The organism is Actinopolymorpha sp. NPDC004070 (assembly GCF_040610475.1).
Classification (GTDB): Bacteria; Actinomycetota; Actinomycetes; order Propionibacteriales; family Actinopolymorphaceae; genus Actinopolymorpha.
Map to the genome: position 1 here is coordinate 629,568 of NZ_JBEXMJ010000001.1, position 17,197 is coordinate 646,764.

Annotated in this window: 12 protein-coding genes; 7 read left to right on the forward strand and 5 right to left on the reverse strand. The window is 70.7% G+C overall.

The features are described 5' to 3' along the window. The first annotated feature begins 94 nt into the window (after nucleotides 1–94). From ABZV93_RS02855 to ABZV93_RS02875, 5 genes are all read left to right on the forward strand, one after another. Nucleotides 95–1,456 carry a DUF1343 domain-containing protein gene (locus ABZV93_RS02855; protein ID WP_354929261.1) on the forward strand — a complete coding sequence of 454 codons (1,362 nt, stop codon included), beginning with the start codon at nucleotides 95–97 and terminating at the stop codon, nucleotides 1,454–1,456. A 62-nt stretch (nucleotides 1,457–1,518) separates the two neighbouring features. After that, nucleotides 1,519–3,255 (forward strand): serine hydrolase, encoded by a 1,737-nt coding sequence (locus tag ABZV93_RS02860; RefSeq protein WP_354929264.1) that lies wholly within the window; start codon nucleotides 1,519–1,521, stop codon nucleotides 3,253–3,255. A gap of 207 nt (nucleotides 3,256–3,462) precedes the next feature. Continuing rightward, nucleotides 3,463–4,386: a MurR/RpiR family transcriptional regulator gene (locus ABZV93_RS02865; protein ID WP_354929267.1), complete on the forward strand. Its 924-nt coding sequence runs from the start codon at nucleotides 3,463–3,465 to the stop codon at nucleotides 4,384–4,386. Continuing rightward, nucleotides 4,386–5,348 carry an N-acetylmuramic acid 6-phosphate etherase gene (gene murQ / locus ABZV93_RS02870; protein ID WP_354929270.1) on the forward strand — a complete coding sequence of 321 codons (963 nt, stop codon included), beginning with the start codon at nucleotides 4,386–4,388 and terminating at the stop codon, nucleotides 5,346–5,348. Before ABZV93_RS02865 ends, murQ begins: the two co-directional genes overlap by 1 nt. A gap of 108 nt (nucleotides 5,349–5,456) precedes the next feature. After that, a complete protein-coding gene (locus ABZV93_RS02875; RefSeq protein WP_354929273.1) occupies nucleotides 5,457–6,437 on the forward strand; it encodes a Ku protein in 981 nt (326 codons plus the stop codon). A gap of 66 nt (nucleotides 6,438–6,503) precedes the next feature. Here the strand turns inward: ABZV93_RS02875 and ABZV93_RS02880 are convergent, their stop codons facing one another. Next, nucleotides 6,504–7,784: an APC family permease gene (locus ABZV93_RS02880; protein ID WP_354929276.1), complete on the reverse strand. Its 1,281-nt coding sequence runs from the start codon at nucleotides 7,782–7,784 to the stop codon at nucleotides 6,504–6,506. 201 nt (nucleotides 7,785–7,985) lie between these two features. On the opposite strand from ABZV93_RS02880, the gene pruA reads away from it, so the two are divergent. After that, nucleotides 7,986–9,611, forward strand: a complete 1,626-nt coding sequence (gene pruA, locus ABZV93_RS02885) for an L-glutamate gamma-semialdehyde dehydrogenase (RefSeq protein WP_354929279.1) — start codon at nucleotides 7,986–7,988, stop codon at nucleotides 9,609–9,611. A 122-nt stretch (nucleotides 9,612–9,733) separates the two neighbouring features. Here the strand turns inward: pruA and ABZV93_RS02890 are convergent, their stop codons facing one another. From ABZV93_RS02890 to ABZV93_RS02900, 3 genes are all read right to left on the reverse strand, one after another. Next, on the reverse strand, nucleotides 9,734–9,943 hold the full coding sequence (locus ABZV93_RS02890) for a hypothetical protein (protein WP_354929282.1): 210 nt from the start codon (nucleotides 9,941–9,943) through the stop codon (nucleotides 9,734–9,736). A 166-nt stretch (nucleotides 9,944–10,109) separates the two neighbouring features. Next, nucleotides 10,110–10,700, reverse strand: a complete 591-nt coding sequence (locus tag ABZV93_RS02895; protein WP_354929285.1) for a DUF402 domain-containing protein — start codon at nucleotides 10,698–10,700, stop codon at nucleotides 10,110–10,112. After that, nucleotides 10,697–11,197, reverse strand: a complete 501-nt coding sequence (locus ABZV93_RS02900; protein ID WP_354929288.1) for a DUF2505 domain-containing protein — start codon at nucleotides 11,195–11,197, stop codon at nucleotides 10,697–10,699. The genes ABZV93_RS02895 and ABZV93_RS02900 overlap by 4 nt, the downstream gene beginning before the upstream one ends. 313 nt (nucleotides 11,198–11,510) lie before the next feature. Between ABZV93_RS02900 and ABZV93_RS02905 the strand changes: the two genes are divergently transcribed. Next, nucleotides 11,511–16,409: an NAD-glutamate dehydrogenase gene (locus tag ABZV93_RS02905; RefSeq protein ID WP_354929291.1), complete on the forward strand. Its 4,899-nt coding sequence runs from the start codon at nucleotides 11,511–11,513 to the stop codon at nucleotides 16,407–16,409. 48 nt (nucleotides 16,410–16,457) lie between these two features. Here the strand turns inward: ABZV93_RS02905 and ABZV93_RS02910 are convergent, their stop codons facing one another. Then, the gene (locus ABZV93_RS02910; protein WP_354929294.1) at nucleotides 16,458–16,919 is read right to left on the reverse strand and encodes a hemerythrin domain-containing protein; all 462 of its coding nucleotides are present in this window, start codon (nucleotides 16,917–16,919) and stop codon (nucleotides 16,458–16,460) included. Between the last annotated feature and the right edge of the window lie 278 nt (nucleotides 16,920–17,197).

Below are 17,197 nucleotides of genomic sequence, written 5' to 3' on the forward strand. Positions count from 1 at the left end.
CCGGCCCGCGAGGCCGCACGCACGAATCCCGCGAATGCGAACCCACGCACACGAACGCGCGAACGCCAGATCCGCGAAACGAACGGAGTACGCGATGACCAGCACCGGTTCACCGTCCCGGCGCACCCTCCTCGGTTCGGCCCTGGCCTCCGGGGCGGTGGTGACCACCGGTCTGGAGCTGTCCGGCTCGGCCGCCGCCGCCACCGAGCACCCCGGCGACCGGCAGGCCGGCCGGGGTGACCAGCCGGCCACCGCCGCGCGCGCCGGTGGCCGGGTGCTCACCGGCGCCGAGGTCGCCGCCGCGAACGACTGGGCGGTGCTGCGCGGCAGCAAGCTGGGCATCTTCAGCAACCCGACCGGCATCCTGCCCGACGCCCGCCACATCGTGGACGACCTCGCCGAGCACGACGACCTGACGATTCTGGGCGCGTTCGGGCCCGAGCACGGCTTCCGCGGCAGCGCGCAGGCGGGCGGCTCGGAGGGTGACAGCCGTGACCCGCGGACAGGCGTGCCGGTCTACGACGCGTACGGCGCCAACCAGGCGAAGCTCGGACAGTTGTTCGCCAAGGCCGGCGTGGAGACGCTGGTCTTCGACATCCAGGACATCGGTGCGCGGTTCTACACCTACATCTGGACGATGTACAACTCGATGGCCGCGGCCGCCCGGCTGGGCCTGCGGTACGTCGTTCTCGACCGGCCGAACCCGATCGGCGGCCGGGTGGACGGCGCGATGATGACACCCGACTACACCTCCGGCGTCGGCGCCAAGGAGATCGTGCAGCAGCACGGGATGACGGTGGGGGAGCTCGCACGGTTCTTCAACGGCGAGCTGCTGCCCGCGGAGGCGGGCCGCCCGGTCGACCTCGAGGTCGTGGAGGTCAGGGGCTGGCGGCCGGACTCGCGCGCACAGGAGTACGACCCGCTGTGGCCGCCGCCCTCGCCGAACATCCCCACGCCGGACAGCGCCCTCGCCTACGTCGGCACCTGTTTCTTCGAGGGCACCAACATCTCCGAGGGGCGCGGGACCACGCGGCCGTTCGAGCTCCTCGGTGCGCCGTACCTCGACTACCACTGGGGTGACCGGCTGAACACCCACGGGCTCCCGGGCGTGGAGTTCCGCGAGGCGTACTTCGTACCGACGTTCAACAAGTACGTCGGCGAGACCTGCGCGGGTGTGCAGGTGCACGTCACCGACGTACGCGCGTTCCAGCCCGTCCCGGCCGCGGTGGCGATGCTGGTGGAGGCCCGCCGGTACGCGGACTTCCAGTGGCGCTACGACACCTACGACCCGAAACGGCCGTACTGGATCGACAAGCTGTCCGGTTCGCCGCGGCTGCGCACGATGATCGACGCCGGCGCGTCCGTGGCCGAGGTGGTGGGTGCGTGGAGTGAGGAGGTGAAGGAGTTCGACGCACGCCGTCGGCAGTACCTCCTGTATCCGGGACGACGGGCCTAGGACACGACGTGCCCAGGGCAGGTCTGTCGATGGACGGGTGGAGAAGGCGGGCTAGCGTACGGGTGGTCGCCACGATCGCGTTGGTCGGCACGGTTCTCGTCGCCGCACTGGCATCGATACCACCGCCCGCACGCGCCGATGCACGCAGTCGTGGTTTCGACCATCCGTATGAAGGTTTCGCCCCTCCCGGCACCCGACTTCGTGCCGGCACACCGAAGGAGGCCGGTCTGGACGCCGCCGAACTCACCGCGATGGTGGACGACCTGCGCGGATACCTCCGGCCGCAGGGCGACGGGCACCCGCTCTACCCGGGTGCCGTCGTGCTGGTCGCCCGCGAGGGCAAGGTCGTCGTGCACGAGGCGATGGGCCAGGCGGTGAAGTACGCCGACGCGTCCGGTGCCGAGTTGCCCCCGCACCAGCAGGTGCAGATGACGCCGGACACCATCTTCGACCTGGCCAGCATCTCCAAGCTGTTCACGTCGATCGTGGTGATGCAGCAGGTCGAGGGCGGCCGGGTAAACCTGGACGCGCCGGTCGCCAACTACCTTCCGGAGTTCGGAAGCTTCGGCAAGGAACCAATCACCGTACGCCAGTTGCTCACGCACACCTCCGGTCTGCCGTCATGGATGCGCCTGTGGCGGCCCTACGCCGACCGTGCGAGCCGGATCGCGGCGGTGCTCGCGGTCAAGCCGAGCGCGCCACCGGGAACGACGTACGTCTACTCCGACCTCAACCTCATCACGCTCGGCGTCCTGGTCGAACGCGTCGCCGGCCGCGGCCTCGACGAACTCGTGCGCACCGGCATCACCGAACCACTCGGCATGGTCGACACCGGCTACAACCCGCCGGCGGACAAGCTGCACCGCGTGGCGGCGACGGAGTTCCAGACCGACCCCGACCGGGGCATGGTGCGCGGTAGCGTGCACGACGAGAACGCCTGGTCGCTGGGCGGTGTCGCCGGACATGCCGGGGTGTTCTCCACCGCGTCCGATCTCTCGATCCTCGCGCAGGCGATGATGAACGGCGGCACGTACGCAGGTCGTCGCGTCCTTCAGGAGAAGACAGTCACGGCGATGCTCACCGACCTGAACGAAGGTTTCCCAGGTCACGCGCACGGGTTGGGTTTCGAGCTCGACCAGCGGTTCTACATGGGCGCGTTGTCGTCACCGCGTACAGCCGGGCACACCGGCTTCACCGGGACGTCGGTGGTCATCGACCTGTTGTCGCGTTCCATCGCCGTCCTGACAACCAACCGGGTCCATCCACGCAGGGAGTGGAGCAGCGTCAACGTCGCGCGCCGCACGGTCGCCGACCACGTGGCGCAGGCACTCGACGTCACACCGCGACGTGGTCGCACCGCGTGGTACGCCGGTCACGCGGACGACAGCACAGCGACGCTGACGTTGCCGGTGACGTTGCGGGAGAGACGCACCAGGCTCGGCTTCGACCTGTTCGTGGACACCGAAACCGCAGACGTCCTGACACTGGAGTTGTCCCGCGACGGTGGCGCTACGTGGTCGCCGCTGCCGTACGTCGTGTCGAGTCGCGGACGGATCGCTAACCATGACGGCTCTATCCGGGGATTCACCGGACGGCATTGGCAGCAGGCGTACGCTGAGGTCGACGAATCGCCAGGTCAGGTCCAGCTTCGCTGGCGATACGTCACCGATCCGCTCTACCAGGGTCGCGGTGTCTACGTCGATGAGGTCCGGTTGGGTGACGCGCAGGGCACGCTGTTCAACGGGGAGCGGGAAGCCGATCGCTTCCTCGCGGACGGCTGGTCACTGGCAAGGCGCTGAACCGTTCGTCACCGACAGTGCACGCTAGCGACACGGCAGGGAGCACGGACACTGGTCCGGCTTCCGGCTCGCCGGGTGGTCGACGGCGATGGTGGTGGTCGGTGGTGAACCCCGCTCCGGTGTTCCGGAACGAGGTTCGGCCAGGTGGCGGTCGCGAGCGTGGCTGGACACGTGCTCCCAGGTTGCGAGGGTAAGTTACTTTCCACTATGGGCAAGAATTCGAAGATTCCTGAGGCCGACCCGGTGGCCGAAGGCGTCGTGATCCGGATCCGGGCCCTCGCTCCTTCGTTGTCACCGGCCGAGCGCCGCGTGGCCAGCCTCGTCCTCGAGGATCCCGAGGGGGCGTCCGCCCGGACCATCACCGAGCTGGCCCGCGCGGCGGGCACGTCGGAGACGACGGTCATCAGGTTCTGCAAGGTTCTAGGACTACCCGGCTACCCGGAGCTGCGGCTTCGGCTGGCGGCGGAGTCGGCCCGCGAATCCGCCCGCGACGGCGACCGCGGCCGGGTCGTCGGCAGCGACATCGGTCCTGACGACTCGATGGCGCAGATCGTGGAGAAGGTCGCGTTCGCCGACGCACGTGCGGTGGAGGAGACCGCCCGCCAGCTCGACGTCGAGGTGGTGGAGACGGTGTCGGAGGTACTCGCCGCCGCACGGCGCACCGAGCTCTTCGGTGTGGGCGCGAGTGCCTTCGTGGCCCTGGACTTCCAGCAGAAGCTGCACCGCATCGGCCGGTTGGCGTTCGCATGGGTCGACACCCACGCCGCGCTGGCCAGTGCCGCGCTGCTCGGCCCGGGCGACGTCGCGGTCGGCATCTCCCACACCGGCATGACGGGCGACACGATGGAGGTGCTCGCCCAGGCACGCGACCGGGGCGCGACCACGGTGGCGCTGACCAACTTCCCGCGGTCCCCGATCGCGGAGGTCGCCGACTACGTACTCACCACGGCGGCACGGGAGACCACGTTCCGTTCCGGCGCAACCGCCAGCCGGATCGCCCAGCTCACCGTGGTGGACTGCCTGTTCGTGGCGGTGGCCAGGCGTCACTACGACAAGACGATGGGCGCGCTCGAGGTGACCTTCGACGCGATCAGTGGACGCCGGGTGGCGGCTTCGCGCGGACGGCGTTGATGGGTGATTCGCGGAGCGAGCCGCGTCGGGAGAAGGGAACCCGACCGGTGATCGAGGACTTCGTACGCGTGGAATCACCCACGGAGGCACGCAATCCGCGCACCACGCAGATCGACCGGGTACCCACCCTCGCGGTGCTGGAACTCATCAACGACGAGGACCAGCAGGTGGCGGGCGCGGTCCGTGCCGTGCTGCCCCGCCTTGCCGCCGCGGTCGACCTCGCGGTGCAGGCGCTGCGCGAGGGACGTCGCGTCCACTACGTCGGAGCCGGCACCTCCGGACGCCTCGGCGTGCTCGACGCCGCGGAGTTGCCGCCGACGTTCAACGTGCCGCGCGGCTGGTTCGTGACCCACGCGGCCGGCGGGCCGACCGCCCTGCTGCGTGCGATCGAGGGCGCCGAGGACGACGAGGAGGCCGGGGCCGCGGAGATCGCGGAGTCTGCGGTGGCCGGTGACGTGGTGGTCGGGCTCGCCGCGAGCGGCCGGACGCCGTACGTCGTCGGTGCGCTGCGGGCCGCCCGCCGGCTCGGCGCCGCCACCGTCCTGGTCACCGCCAACCCCTCGGCTGCCGTGGGCAGTGAGGTCGACGTGTTCGTCGCGGTCGACACCGGCCCGGAGGTGGTCGCGGGCTCCACCCGGATGAAGGCGGGCACCGCGCAGAAGCTGATCCTGAACGCCTTCTCCACCGCGGTGATGGTCCGGATGGGCCGGACGTACTCCAACCTGATGGTCGACCTGATGGCCACCAACGCCAAGCTGCGCGGGCGGATGCTGGAGATCCTCGGCGAGGCGACGGGAGAGGACCAGCAGACCTGCGCCCGGGCACTGACCGACGCCGGCGGGGAGCTGAAGACCGCCCTGGTCGCGGTGCTCGGCGGAGTCGGTCCGGAGGTGGCGCGGGCGGCGCTGGAACGCGCCGACGGGCACGTGCACGCGGCGCTCGCGGACGTGCGCCGGGTGTGAACACCTGTCCGGTTGTGGTCTTGCACCACGGGTAGAGAACCACGCAGTGTGGAGGTTCCAGGTGCGTCTCTTCCCTCGTCGACGCGCCCAGACGTGTCGGAGGTCCCTGTGCAGGCGATATGGAAGGGTTCGGTGTCCTTCGGCCTGGTGACGATCCCCGTCAAGGTATACGCGGCCACCCAGGAGAAGGATGTCGCGTTCCGTCAGGTTCACGCCGCCGACGGTGGCCGCATCCGGTACCGCCGCATCTGCGAGGCCGACGGCGAGGAGGTGGCCTACTCCGACATCGCCAAGGGGTACGAGCTTCCCGACGGTGAGATGGCGATCCTGACCGCGGACGACATGGCCGACCTGCCGCTGCCGACCCGGCACGTGGTGGAGGTGCTGGAGTTCGTTCCGGCGGAGGAGATCGACCCCATCTACGTCTCCCGCAGCTACTACCTGCAGGCCGACGGACCGGCCGCCAAACCGTACGTCCTGTTGCGGGACGCGCTGCGCCGCACCGGTCAGACGGCCCTTGTCAAGGTGGCCTTGCGCAACCGCGAGGCACTGGCGATGTTGCGCCCCAAGGACGACGTACTGGTCCTGCAGACGATGTTGTGGCCGGACGAGGTACGCGACGCGTCGTTCGCGGCACCCCCGTCGGAGGTGGAGGTCCGCCCGCAGGAGGTGGCGATGGCGGAGTCCTACATCCAGACGTTGGAGACCAGCTTCGACCCCGAGCGCTACCACGACGAGTACCGCGCCGCCCTCGAGGTCGTCCTGGAAGCCAAGGCGACCGGGCACGAGGTGGAGGCTCCCGCGGCCGCAGCGCCCGCCAGGGGTGAGGTGGTCGATCTGATGGCGGCGTTGCAGGCCAGCGTGGACGAGGCTCGCCGGCAACGCGGAGAGTCGACCGGTGGCGCCGGCCGCGCGGCCGGGTCGGGTGCGAAGTCGGCCAAGAAGGCGCCTGCCAAGAAGACGGCGGCGAAGAAGGCGCCGGCCAAGAAGGCCGCGGCGAAGAAGACCACCACCAAGAAGGCTGCCGCGAAGAAGACCAGCGCGAAGACCGCGAAGACGGCGAAGACCCCGGCCCGCAAGTCCGCTTAGCCGAACTGGGCCGATCCGGTCGGCCCCGGGTCGGCCCCGGGTCGGCCCCGGGTCGGCCCCGGGGAATCAGGCCCGGCGACGCAGGACGACCGCCCGGCCGGCCAGGCCGAGCCCGAACATCACCAGGCCGGCGACCACCGACGTCCACGGCAGCGCCGCCACCAGAACCACGCACCCGGCCACCCCGAGCACGTTCAGTGCGCGCGGCCAGCGCCGCTGTCCGGCCGGCTGGGTGAACGCCGACGCGTTGGCGATCGCGTAGTAGACCAGTACGCCGAACGACGAGAAGCCGATCACGCCGCGTAGGTCCGTGGTGAGGACCAGCACGCAGACCACGGCCGCCACCGCGAGCTCGGCGTGGTGCGGGATCCGGTAACGGGGGTGGACCGCTGCCAGCCAGCCGGGCAGGTCACGGTTGCGCGCCATCGCCAGCGTCGTCCGTCCCACGCCGGCGATCAGCGCCAGCAGCGCGCCGAGGCTCGCCAGTGCGCCGCCGACCCGGACCAGCGGTGCGAGCCCACCCACTCCCGCGGCCTGCACCGTCGCCGCCAGCGGTGCGGCCGACCGCGCCAGCAGCTCCGGACCGGCGGCGAACAGCGCGGTCAGGCCGACCACGAGGTAGACCACGACGGTGATCGCCAGCGCCAGCGGGATCGCCCGCGGGATGGTCCGTGCCGGGTCGCGAACCTCCTCGCCCAGGGTCGCCACCCGGGCGTAGCCGGCGAACGCGAAGAAGAGCAGTCCGGCCGCCTGCAGGATGCCGTACGCCCCGCCGGTCGTCAGCGTGTCCCAGCCGCCCACCCGGTCCGGTGAGGCGTGGCCGGCCAGCCAGATGCCCGCGACCAGCACCACGAGGGTGGTCAGCGTGCAGGTGACCAGGACCCGGGTGGCCTGCGCGGTCCGGGTCACGCCGCGGTAGTTCAGGGCGGTCAGCCCGAGCACGCCGAGAACCGCGACGATCCGCTGTGCCCACCACGGGCCCGGCACGGCGTACACCGCGAAGGTCAACGCCATCGCCGCACACGACGCGGTCTTGCCGACGACGAACCCCCAGCCGGCGACGAATCCCCACCAGTGGCCGAGGCGTTCGCGTCCGTACACATAGGTGCCGCCGGAGGTCGGGTAGGCGGCGGCCAGCTGGGCGGACGCAGTCGCGTTGCAGTACGCGATCACCGCCGCGACCACCAGGCCGACGATCAGCCCCGCGCCGGCGGCGGCCGCGGCCGGACCGAACGCCGCGAACACGCCCGCACCGATCATCGAGCCCAACCCGATCACCACCGCATCGGTCACACCGAGCCGGCGGGCCAGCCGGTCGGACCCGGCGGGGTCGTCCGAACCGCTCATGGGCGGAGTCCTCCGGAAAGGGCCTGGGCCCGATTGGCCGGCCGCTGATCGACTTCTGCCGGAACGATATCGAGCGGTGCGATTCTTCGTCCCCGCGCCGACCGCAGCCGGGGTCCTGGTGGGACGATGGGCGCTGGGACCTCCCCGACCGGGAGGCCCGCCCAGCCTGGTCCACGCCCCACAAAGACGCGGGAGCCATCGATGGATGCCGTCACGCAGGTACCCCCACCGGCCAACGAGCCGGTCAAGTCCTACGCACCCGGAAGCGCCGAGCGTGCGAGCCTGTCCCGCCGGCTGGCGGAGCTGGCCGGTGACCACGTAGATCTCACCGCCACCATCGGCGGGGTGCACCGCGCCGGCGGCGGCGACCCGGTTCCGGTGGTGATGCCGCACAACCACGCCCACGTGCTCGGCACGCTGCGCAACTCCACCGAGCAGGACGCCGAGGACGCGATCAAGGCCGGCCAGGACGCCGCGCACGAGTGGCGGGCGATGTCCTTCGACGAGCGGGCCGCGATCTTCCTGAAGGCCGCCGACCTGGCCGCCGGCCCGTGGCGGGACACCCTGAACGCCGCGACGATGCTGGGCCAGAGCAAGTCGGTCCAGCAGGCCGAGATCGACGCGGCCTGCGAGCTGATCGACTTCCTCCGGTTCAACGTGCACTTCGCCCGGCAGATCCACGCCGAGCAGCCGATCTCCTCACCCGGGGTGTGGAACCGGCTCGACTACCGGCCGCTGGAGGGCTTCGTCTACGCGGTCACGCCGTTCAACTTCACCGCGATCGCCGCCAACCTGCCGACCGCGCCCGCCCTGATGGGCAACGTCGTGCTGTGGAAGCCGTCGCCCACCCAGACCTTCGCGGCGTACTTCACGATGCGGTTGCTGGAAGAGGCGGGCCTGCCGCCCGGCGTGATCAACCTGCTGCCCGGTGACGGGCTCGCGGTGTCCCGGGTCGCGCTCGCCCACCCGAGCCTGGCCGGCATCCACTTCACGGGTTCGACGGCGACGTTCCGGACGCTGTGGCGTGGCGTCGGCGAGCACCTCGACCGCTACCACAACTACCCCCGGATCGTCGGAGAGACCGGGGGCAAGGACTTCATCCTGGCGCACGCCTCGGCCGACCCCGACGTGCTGCGGACCGCGCTCGTCCGCGGTGCCTTCGAGTACCAGGGGCAGAAGTGCTCGGCGGCCTCCCGCGCCTACCTGCCGCGCAGCGTGTGGAACCGGATCGCCGACGAGCTCGTCGCCGAGACCGAGGCACTGACCATGGGCGACGTCGCCGACCTGTCCAACTTCATGGGCGCGGTCATCGACGAGCGGGCGTACGCCAAGCACGCCGCCGCGCTGGACCGCGCCAAGGCGACCGACTCCATCAGCGTCGTCGCCGGCGGGACGCTCGACGACAGCGTGGGTTACTTCGTCCGGCCGACGATCCTGACCAGTGACGACCCGACCGACGAGATCTTCACCACGGAGTACTTCGGGCCGATCCTCGGCGTGCATGTGTACGAGGACAGCGCGTACGAGCAGGTCATCGGGGCGCTGGACGCCGCGTCGCCGTACGGCCTCACCGGTGCGGTGATCGCCCGCGACCGCGGGGCGGTCGCCACCGCGGGGGAGCGGTTGCGCTACACCGCCGGGAACTTCTACGTGAACGACAAGCCGACCGGTGCGGTGGTGGGCCAGCAGCCGTTCGGCGGTGCTCGCGCCAGCGGCACCAACGACAAGGCGGGTTCGGTCTGGAACCTCGTCCGGTGGGTGAGCCCGCGGACGATCAAGGAGACCTTCGTGCCGCCCACCGACTACCGCTATCCCCACATGGGCTGAGGCCCCACGATCGGCGGTCGTGGCTCATCCGCGCGCGGCTGGCAAGGCGGAGGGGGAAGCGCGTAGCGGTGTTCTACGCGTGACGACGACAACGCAGCCAGCCGTGATGCGGGGAGCCACGATCAGGCGACGCGGGAAGGCTTGCTGCGTATCTTCTCGACCTCGACCTGCTCGGCGAACGAGGTGTCCATGAACAGCGCCGTCCCGCAGATCACGCACACCCAGTCGGGGCACGCCTCACCGTGGCCCTCGTCGCACTGGGGCTGGACGAACAGCTCCAGCCGTCGGCAGGTCGGGCACTGGTAGGTCGTCTCGCGCGTCGCGTCGGTCATGACCGGGCCTCCCCACGTCGGTGAAGTCGGGCCGCCGGGAGCTGTGACCTCCAAGCGGTACCGAACTCACGTTCGCAGCAAGGACCGACAACGCCGAGCCGACACGCCGAACTGATCACGATCCGACGCTGCGTGACGGGCGCCGGGCGGCCGGGCGCCACCAGGCTCAGGCCACCTCCGGAGGGGGCGGCGCCCAGGTGAGGGCGATCCCGAGGCCGGCCAGCCAGGCGTCCACGTCGTGGCCGTGGCCGACGATCCCGGCGTACGCGGCGTAGCTCGACTCCAGCGCGCGTTCGGCGTCGGCCTGGCCGAGCAGACCCGCGCGCACCGCGGCCACGAACTCGTCGGAGTCGACCACCCGGGCGTCCACGCCGGTGCGGACCAGGATGTCGAGGTAGTGGTCGACGGTGCGCCACACCTGGCCCCGGACGGTCGTGGCCATGACGTCGACGTAGTGGTTCTCGGTGCGGACCAGCCCGCGGTGCGCCCGGAAGTCACTGACCCGGACGCCCAGCCCGGGGAGGATCCACGACTGCACCCACCCGATGGTGGGGTGGCCGGTCACCGGCCGGGAGAAGTACAGCCCGAAGTCGGTGACCCGCCAGGCGTCGAGGGGACGCGAGGTGCCCTCCCGATCGACGTTGATCCCCGCCGCCACGTCGTAGGTCTCCACGTGCGGCGGGGGGATCGACGTCGCCGGCTCCGCGCCGCCGGACGGGCCGGGCGCCTCCGCCGTCCCGGCCGCCCGCGCCGTCACCGCTGGCTGGCCAGCCAGTCGCGGCCGAGATCCTCCATGCCGTCCAGTCCGGCCATCACCGCGGGCGCGGCGGCCTGCTCGATCTTCTTCCCGATGATCGGGACCGACGCCTTCAGGTCGGCGTCCACGATCTGCTTGGTGGCCGAGCCGCCCGCGTCGGGCACCAGCCGGATCTTGCCGCGCATCGACACCGGCGCGTTGGCGATCTCGACCTTCAGGTCGCCGGTTCGGGACCCGTCCGGGCCGGGCGCACCCCAGTCGATCACCTCGTCCAGTTCGATCCGCTCGCCGACGAACTTGCGGACGAAGTCCGGCACCTTCGCGGGCAACGACTGGTGGGTGGTCGTACGGGCGCCGCCGCTGCCGTCGGTCACGTCGATGTCGTAGCTCAGCGCGTGCGCCTTCTCCACCCGGTGCCGGATGAAGCTCTCGTTGGTCAGCATGGCGTACACGGTGTCCGGCGGAGCCGCGTAGCTGCATTCCCGATGAAGGTCCATGGTGAGATCCAACACGAAGATCGGCGCGAATGCCGACAACGAAGCCCATAACGAAGTCCATACCGAGCCATGGACGAAGCCTGCCGGGTCGCCGGAGCCGCCCCGAGCCGCCGGGAGGCCCCCGGAGAGCCCCCTCTGCCCGGCCTGTACGCCCCGGGACGTGCCGGAACGCCGGATTCATCCCACCCCGTGCCTCGTCGCGCAGACCGTGCAGGGACCCGGGGGCAGGGATTAGGGTCGGAGAGGCCCGTACGACGGCGTACGGCCCCGGCGCCTGCCGTGGCTCCGGTGGACAAACGGACAAGGCGAGGTCATGACCGTCACCGGCAGCAAGTGGGACGACGCCAAGGACGCGATCCTGGCCGATGCCGCCAAGGTCGCCGAGCACAGTCGTTCGGCCGGGGCGCTGGCGCCTGACCAGGTGGAGCGGCTGCTGGCCATCTACTACCGCCACGTCTCCGCCGAGGACCTGCTCCACCGCGACCCGGTGGACGTCTACGGCGCCGCGCGCAGCCACTTCCGCCTGGCGCAGGAGCGCCCGCAGGGCACCGCCGCGGTCAACGTCTTCACCCCCACGGTCGAGGAGCACGGCTGGTCGTGCAGCCACACCGTAGTGGAGGTCGTCACCGACGACATGCCGTTCCTCGTCGACTCGGTGACGATGGAGCTGTCCCGGCGCAACCACGGCATCCACCTCGTCGTCCACCCGCAGGTCACCGTGCACCGGGACATCACCGGCCGGCTGCTCGGCGTCGACAGTGGCTACAACGGCGCCCCGGCGACGTCCGCCGCCCGCCGCGAGCCCGACCTGGTGCCGGAGTCGTGGATCCACGTCGAGATCGACCGGGTGAGCGACCCCGACGACCTGGTGCAGATCGAGGCCGACCTGCGCCGGGTCCTCAACGACGTACGCGAGTCGGTGGAGGACTTCGAGAAGCTGCGCGCCCGGGCCCTGGAGGTGGTGGAGGACCTCGCCACCAACCCGCCGCCGCTGCCTGAGCAGGAGATCGCCGACACCCGGGAGCTGCTCACCTGGCTCGCCGACAACCACTTCACCTTCCTCGGCTACCGCGAGTACACCCTGCACGAGACACCGGACGGCGACTCGGTGATGCGGGCCGTGCCAGGCAAGGGACTCGGCATCCTGCGCTCGGACCCGCGCTCGACGCGGTCGTTCCGTCAGATGCCGCCGGAGGTGCGCACCAAGGCGAAGGAGAAGCGGCTCCTCATCCTCACCAAGGCCAACTCCCGCTCCACGGTGCACCGGCCGGCCTACCTCGACTACATCGGGATCAAGACCTTCGACGAGTCCGGCGAGGTGGTGGGCGAACGCCGCTTCCTCGGGCTGTTCACCTCCGCTGCCTACACCCAGAGCGTGCGCCGCATCCCTGTGCTGCGTGCCCGGACGGCGGAGGTGATCGAGCGCTCGGGCTTCTCCACCGACTCCCACTCCGGCAAGGTCCTGCTGGACATCCTGGAAACCTACCCGCGCGACGAGCTGTTCCAGATGTCGGCGGAGGAACTCCTCCCGACCGTGATGGCCGTCCTCTACCTCCAGGAACGCCGCCAGCTGCGGTTGTTCGTACGCCGCGACGACTACGGCCGCTACGTCTCCTGCCTGGTCTACCTCCCGCGCGACCGGTTCTCCACCGACGTACGCCTGGAGCTGCAGCGGCTGCTGCTGGCCGCCTACGGCGGGGAGACCATCGACTTCGCGCTGCGGCTGTCGGAGTCGGTGCTCGCCCGGCTGCACTTCGTGATCCGGATGCCGCGCGGCGCGACGATCCCCGACCTCGACGTGGCCGAGGTGGAGGAGCAGCTGTCGCAGGCCACCCGCACCTGGTCCGACGACTTCGCCGACGCGCTCAACGACCAGGTGGGCGAGGCGGAGGCCGCGCGGCTGCTGCACCGCTACGACGAGGCGTTCCCGGTCGCCTACCGCGACGACTTCCCGGCCCGCACCGGTGTGGCCGACCTGCTGCGGCTGGAGGAGCTGCCCGCCGAGGGCGGCCTGGGCCTGTCGTTGTACGAGCCGGTCGACGCCGCGTCGAACGAACGCCGGTTCAAGATCTACCGCACGGGCCAGAGCCTGTCGCTGTCCGACGTGCTGCCCCGGCTCACCCGGATGGGCGTGGAGGTGATCGACGAGCGCCCGTACGAGATCGAGACCGCCGACCACCGGCGGGCCTGGATCTACGACTTCGGGCTCGTCTACGGCGCCGCGGTGGTCGGAGCTCCGGCCGCAGCGATCCGGGAGCTGTTCCAGGACGCGTTCGCCGCCGTGTGGTCCGGGCGGGCCGAGAGCGACGGGTTCAACGCGCTGGTGCTGCGGGCCGGACTGAACTGGCGGCAGGCGAGCATCCTGCGTGCGTACGCGAAGTACATGCGCCAGTCGGGGTCGACGTTCAGCCAGACCTACATCGAGGACGCCCTCACCGCCAACGTCGACCTGGCCTGCCAGCTGGTCAGCCTGTTCGAGGCGCGGTTCGACCCGCGCGGCGACCAGGACCCGAAGACGCGCGACAAGAACGCCGATGAGCTGGTCGAGCAGATCGAGGCGGGCCTGGACGACGTGGTGAGCCTGGACCACGACCGCATCCTGCGTTCCCTGCTCAACCTCGTCCGCACCACGCTGCGCACCAACTACTTCCAGCGCGACGCCGACGGGGAGCCCAAGCCGTACATCTCGTTCAAGCTCGACCCGAGGTCCAACCCCGAGTTGCCCGAGCCGCGGCCGCAGTACGAGATCTGGGTCTACTCACCGCGGGTGGAGGGCGTCCACCTGCGGTTCGGCCCGGTGGCCCGTGGCGGGCTGCGCTGGTCCGACCGCCGGGAGGACTTCCGTACCGAGGTCCTCGGCCTGGCCAAGGCGCAGATGGTGAAGAACACCGTGATCGTGCCGGTCGGCGCCAAGGGCGGGTTCTTCTGCAAGCAGCTGCCCGACCCGGCCGACCGCGACGCCTGGATGGCCGAAGGGGTCGCGTGCTACCGCACGTTCATCAGCGGGCTGCTGGACATCACCGACAACCTCCAGCGCGGCGAGGTGATCCCGCCCGAGGACGTCGTACGCCACGACGGCGACGACGCCTACCTCGTGGTCGCCGCCGACAAGGGCACCGCGAGCTTCTCCGACATCGCCAACGACGTGGCGAAGTCCTACGGCTTCTGGCTCGGCGACGCGTTCGCCTCCGGCGGCTCCGACGGCTACGACCACAAGGCGATGGGCATCACCGCGCGCGGGGCGTGGGAGTCGGTCAAGCGGCACTTCCGCGAGCTGGGCCGGGACTGCCAGAACGAGGACTTCACCTGCGTGGGCGTCGGTGACATGTCCGGTGACGTCTTCGGCAACGGCATGCTGTGTTCGCGCCACACCCGGCTGGTGGCGGCGTTCGACCACCGGCACATCTTCCTCGACCCCGATCCCGACCCCGAGACGTCCTTCGACGAACGCCGGCGGCTGTTCGGCCTGCCGCGGTCGAGCTGGGCCGACTACGACCGCGACCTGATCAGCGCCGGGGGAGGGGTCTACCGCCGGACGGCGAAGTCGATCCCGCTCAGCCCGCAGGTCCGCGCCTCGCTCGGCATCGCCCGCAACGTCGACGCGCTCACCCCGAGCGAGCTGATCCGGGCCATCCTCACCGCGCCGGTCGACCTGCTGTGGAACGGCGGCATCGGCACCTACGTCAAGGCGTCCACCGAGTCCCACGCCGACGCCGGCGACAAGGCCAACGACGCGGTGCGCGTCAACGGCCGCCAGCTGCGCGCCGCCTGTGTCGGCGAGGGAGGCAACCTCGGCCTCACCCAGCTCGGCCGGATCGAGTACGCCCAGCAGGGCGGCAAGCTCACCACGGACTTCATCGACAACTCCGCCGGGGTGGACACCTCCGACCACGAGGTCAACATCAAGGTCCTGCTGGACCGCCTGCTGCAGGAGGGCGACCTCACCGGCAAGCAGCGCAACGAGCTGCTGGCCGGGATGACCGACGAGGTTGCCCAGCTCGTCCTGGACGACAACTACCAGCAGAACGTCGCCCTGCAGAACGCCGCGGCCGGTTCCAAGGCGCTGATGCACGTGCACGCCGACTGGATCCGCCGGCTGGAGAAGCTCGGGCTGATCGACCGGGAGCTGGAGTTCCTGCCCAACCCCAAGCAGTTCCGCGAACGCCAGGCACAGGGCGGCGGGCTGACCGCGCCCGAGCTGGCCGTGCTCTTCGCGTACACCAAGATCGTGCTGGCCCGTGAGCTGCTCGGGACGTCGCTGCCCGACGACCCCTACCTCCACGCCGAGCTGGTGGCGTACTTCCCCGAGCCGATCCGCGCACGCTTCCAGGAACAGATGGCCGAGCACCCGCTCCGCCGGGAGATCATCACCACCCAGGTGGTCAACCGGATGGTCAACATGGCCGGGATGACGTTCTATCCCCGGCTGTCGCTGGAGACGGGCGCGCCGGCGGAGGAGCTGGCGCGCGCCCACGTCGCCGCCCGGGCCATCTTCGGGGCGGACGAGATCTTCGCCGAGATCCAGCGGCTGGACAACCGGATCGAGTCCGGCATGCAGGTGCGGATGCGGCTGGAGGCGCGCACGATCGTCGAGCGCGCCAGCCGGTGGTTCGTCCAGAACCGCCGCCCGCCGATGGACGTCGCCGCCACGATCGACTTCTTCGCCGCGGGGATGCGGGAGCTGTCGGAGTCGCTGCCGGAGGTGCTGACCGGGCGCGAGCGGACGCTGTTCGAAGGGCGCCTGCACGGATACGTCGAGGCGGGCGTGCCGGAGGAGCTGGCCACCCGGGTCGCCGCCCTGGCACCGACGTACGCCGGACTGGGCATCGTGGAGACCGCCAACCGCGCCGGTGTCGACCTGATGGACGTGGCCCGGGTGCACTTCATCCTGGGCGAACGCCTGGAGCTCGGCCGGCTGCTCGAACGCATCCTCGCCCTGCCCCGGCAGGACCGCTGGCAGACCACCGCCCGGGCGACCCTGCGCGACGACCTGCACAACGTGCACTCCCAGCTGACCATGGACGCGTTGTCGGTGACGCCCGCGGACGCCGCACCCGAGGACCGGGTGGCCGCCTGGGCCGAACGCGACCAGGCGCTGGTCAGCCGCACCCGGTCGACCCTGGGCGAGATCGTGGAGGGCGACGCCGCCGACCTGGCGCGGTTGTCGGTCGGTCTCCGGGTGGTGCGCCGCCTGCTCCCGTCCGCCAACTAGGACACGTCCCAGGTCGGCGCGGACGGCCCGGAGCGTGCAGTCGCCGAGTCACAGCGAGCCGAACACCTCGCTCACGGCGGCGTGCAGTTCGAGGGTCTCCAGCACCTCGAGCAGCCGGCGTTCCTCGTACTGGAAGTGGTTCTCCATGATCGCGGCCACACCCTCCAGATGACGGTCGAGCTCCTCCGCCGGGGCGGAGCGGTCGACCGCCGCGCGCAGTTCACCGAGGAGACCGGCTATCGCCGCATGGTCGCGTTCGAGCGCGCGGAGTACGGGCGCCAGCTGGGGGTGCGCCTGCTCGATCGCGGGGAACAGCGTTCGGTCCTCACCCCGGTGGTGGCCGTCGAGCGCCGCACAGAAGCCGTGGCAGTACAGCAGCAGGTCCCGCTCGGCCGGGTGCCCCGCACTCACGGCCTCCTGGGTGACGCGGAGAGCTTCACGGATGCGTTGATGCACGCGCCGGAGTTCGGTGCTCCAGGCGACGAGCCTGGTCGTCTCGCGCTCAGTCACGCGAGGACGAAGGGAGCGATGAGAACATCGGCAGTCCTTCGGTTCGACGCCTCCATGCCTGACACGGACTGCCACCGGCACGCGACGTTGCACCGACTCTAGCCGCGGCGCCGGCGCTGGACCACGGGCGGCCGGCCGGTGACCCCTCGCGGTGCGGCGGAAGGGCCTGTGGACAACCGTTCGCGGTCCCGATCGGTGCATGACACAATCCACGAGCGGCTAGTGATCGACGCCGCTGACCGGGATGTAGACGTGCTAGTGGCGCGGGGTGCAGGGAA

Coding starts and splice junctions, on each gene's coding strand:
- ABZV93_RS02900 (WP_354929288.1), bottom strand. CDS start 11,197: ATGGACCTTCATCGGGAATGCAGCTACGCGGCTCCGCCGGACACCGTG.
- murQ (WP_354929270.1), top strand. CDS start 4,386: ATGGGTGATTCGCGGAGCGAGCCGCGTCGGGAGAAGGGAACCCGACCG.
- pruA (WP_354929279.1), top strand. CDS start 7,986: ATGGATGCCGTCACGCAGGTACCCCCACCGGCCAACGAGCCGGTCAAG.
- ABZV93_RS02880 (WP_354929276.1), bottom strand. CDS start 7,784: ATGAGCGGTTCGGACGACCCCGCCGGGTCCGACCGGCTGGCCCGCCGG.
- ABZV93_RS02855 (WP_354929261.1), top strand. CDS start 95: ATGACCAGCACCGGTTCACCGTCCCGGCGCACCCTCCTCGGTTCGGCC.
- ABZV93_RS02865 (WP_354929267.1), top strand. CDS start 3,463: ATGGGCAAGAATTCGAAGATTCCTGAGGCCGACCCGGTGGCCGAAGGC.
- ABZV93_RS02890 (WP_354929282.1), bottom strand. CDS start 9,943: ATGACCGACGCGACGCGCGAGACGACCTACCAGTGCCCGACCTGCCGA.
- ABZV93_RS02905 (WP_354929291.1), top strand. CDS start 11,511: ATGACCGTCACCGGCAGCAAGTGGGACGACGCCAAGGACGCGATCCTG.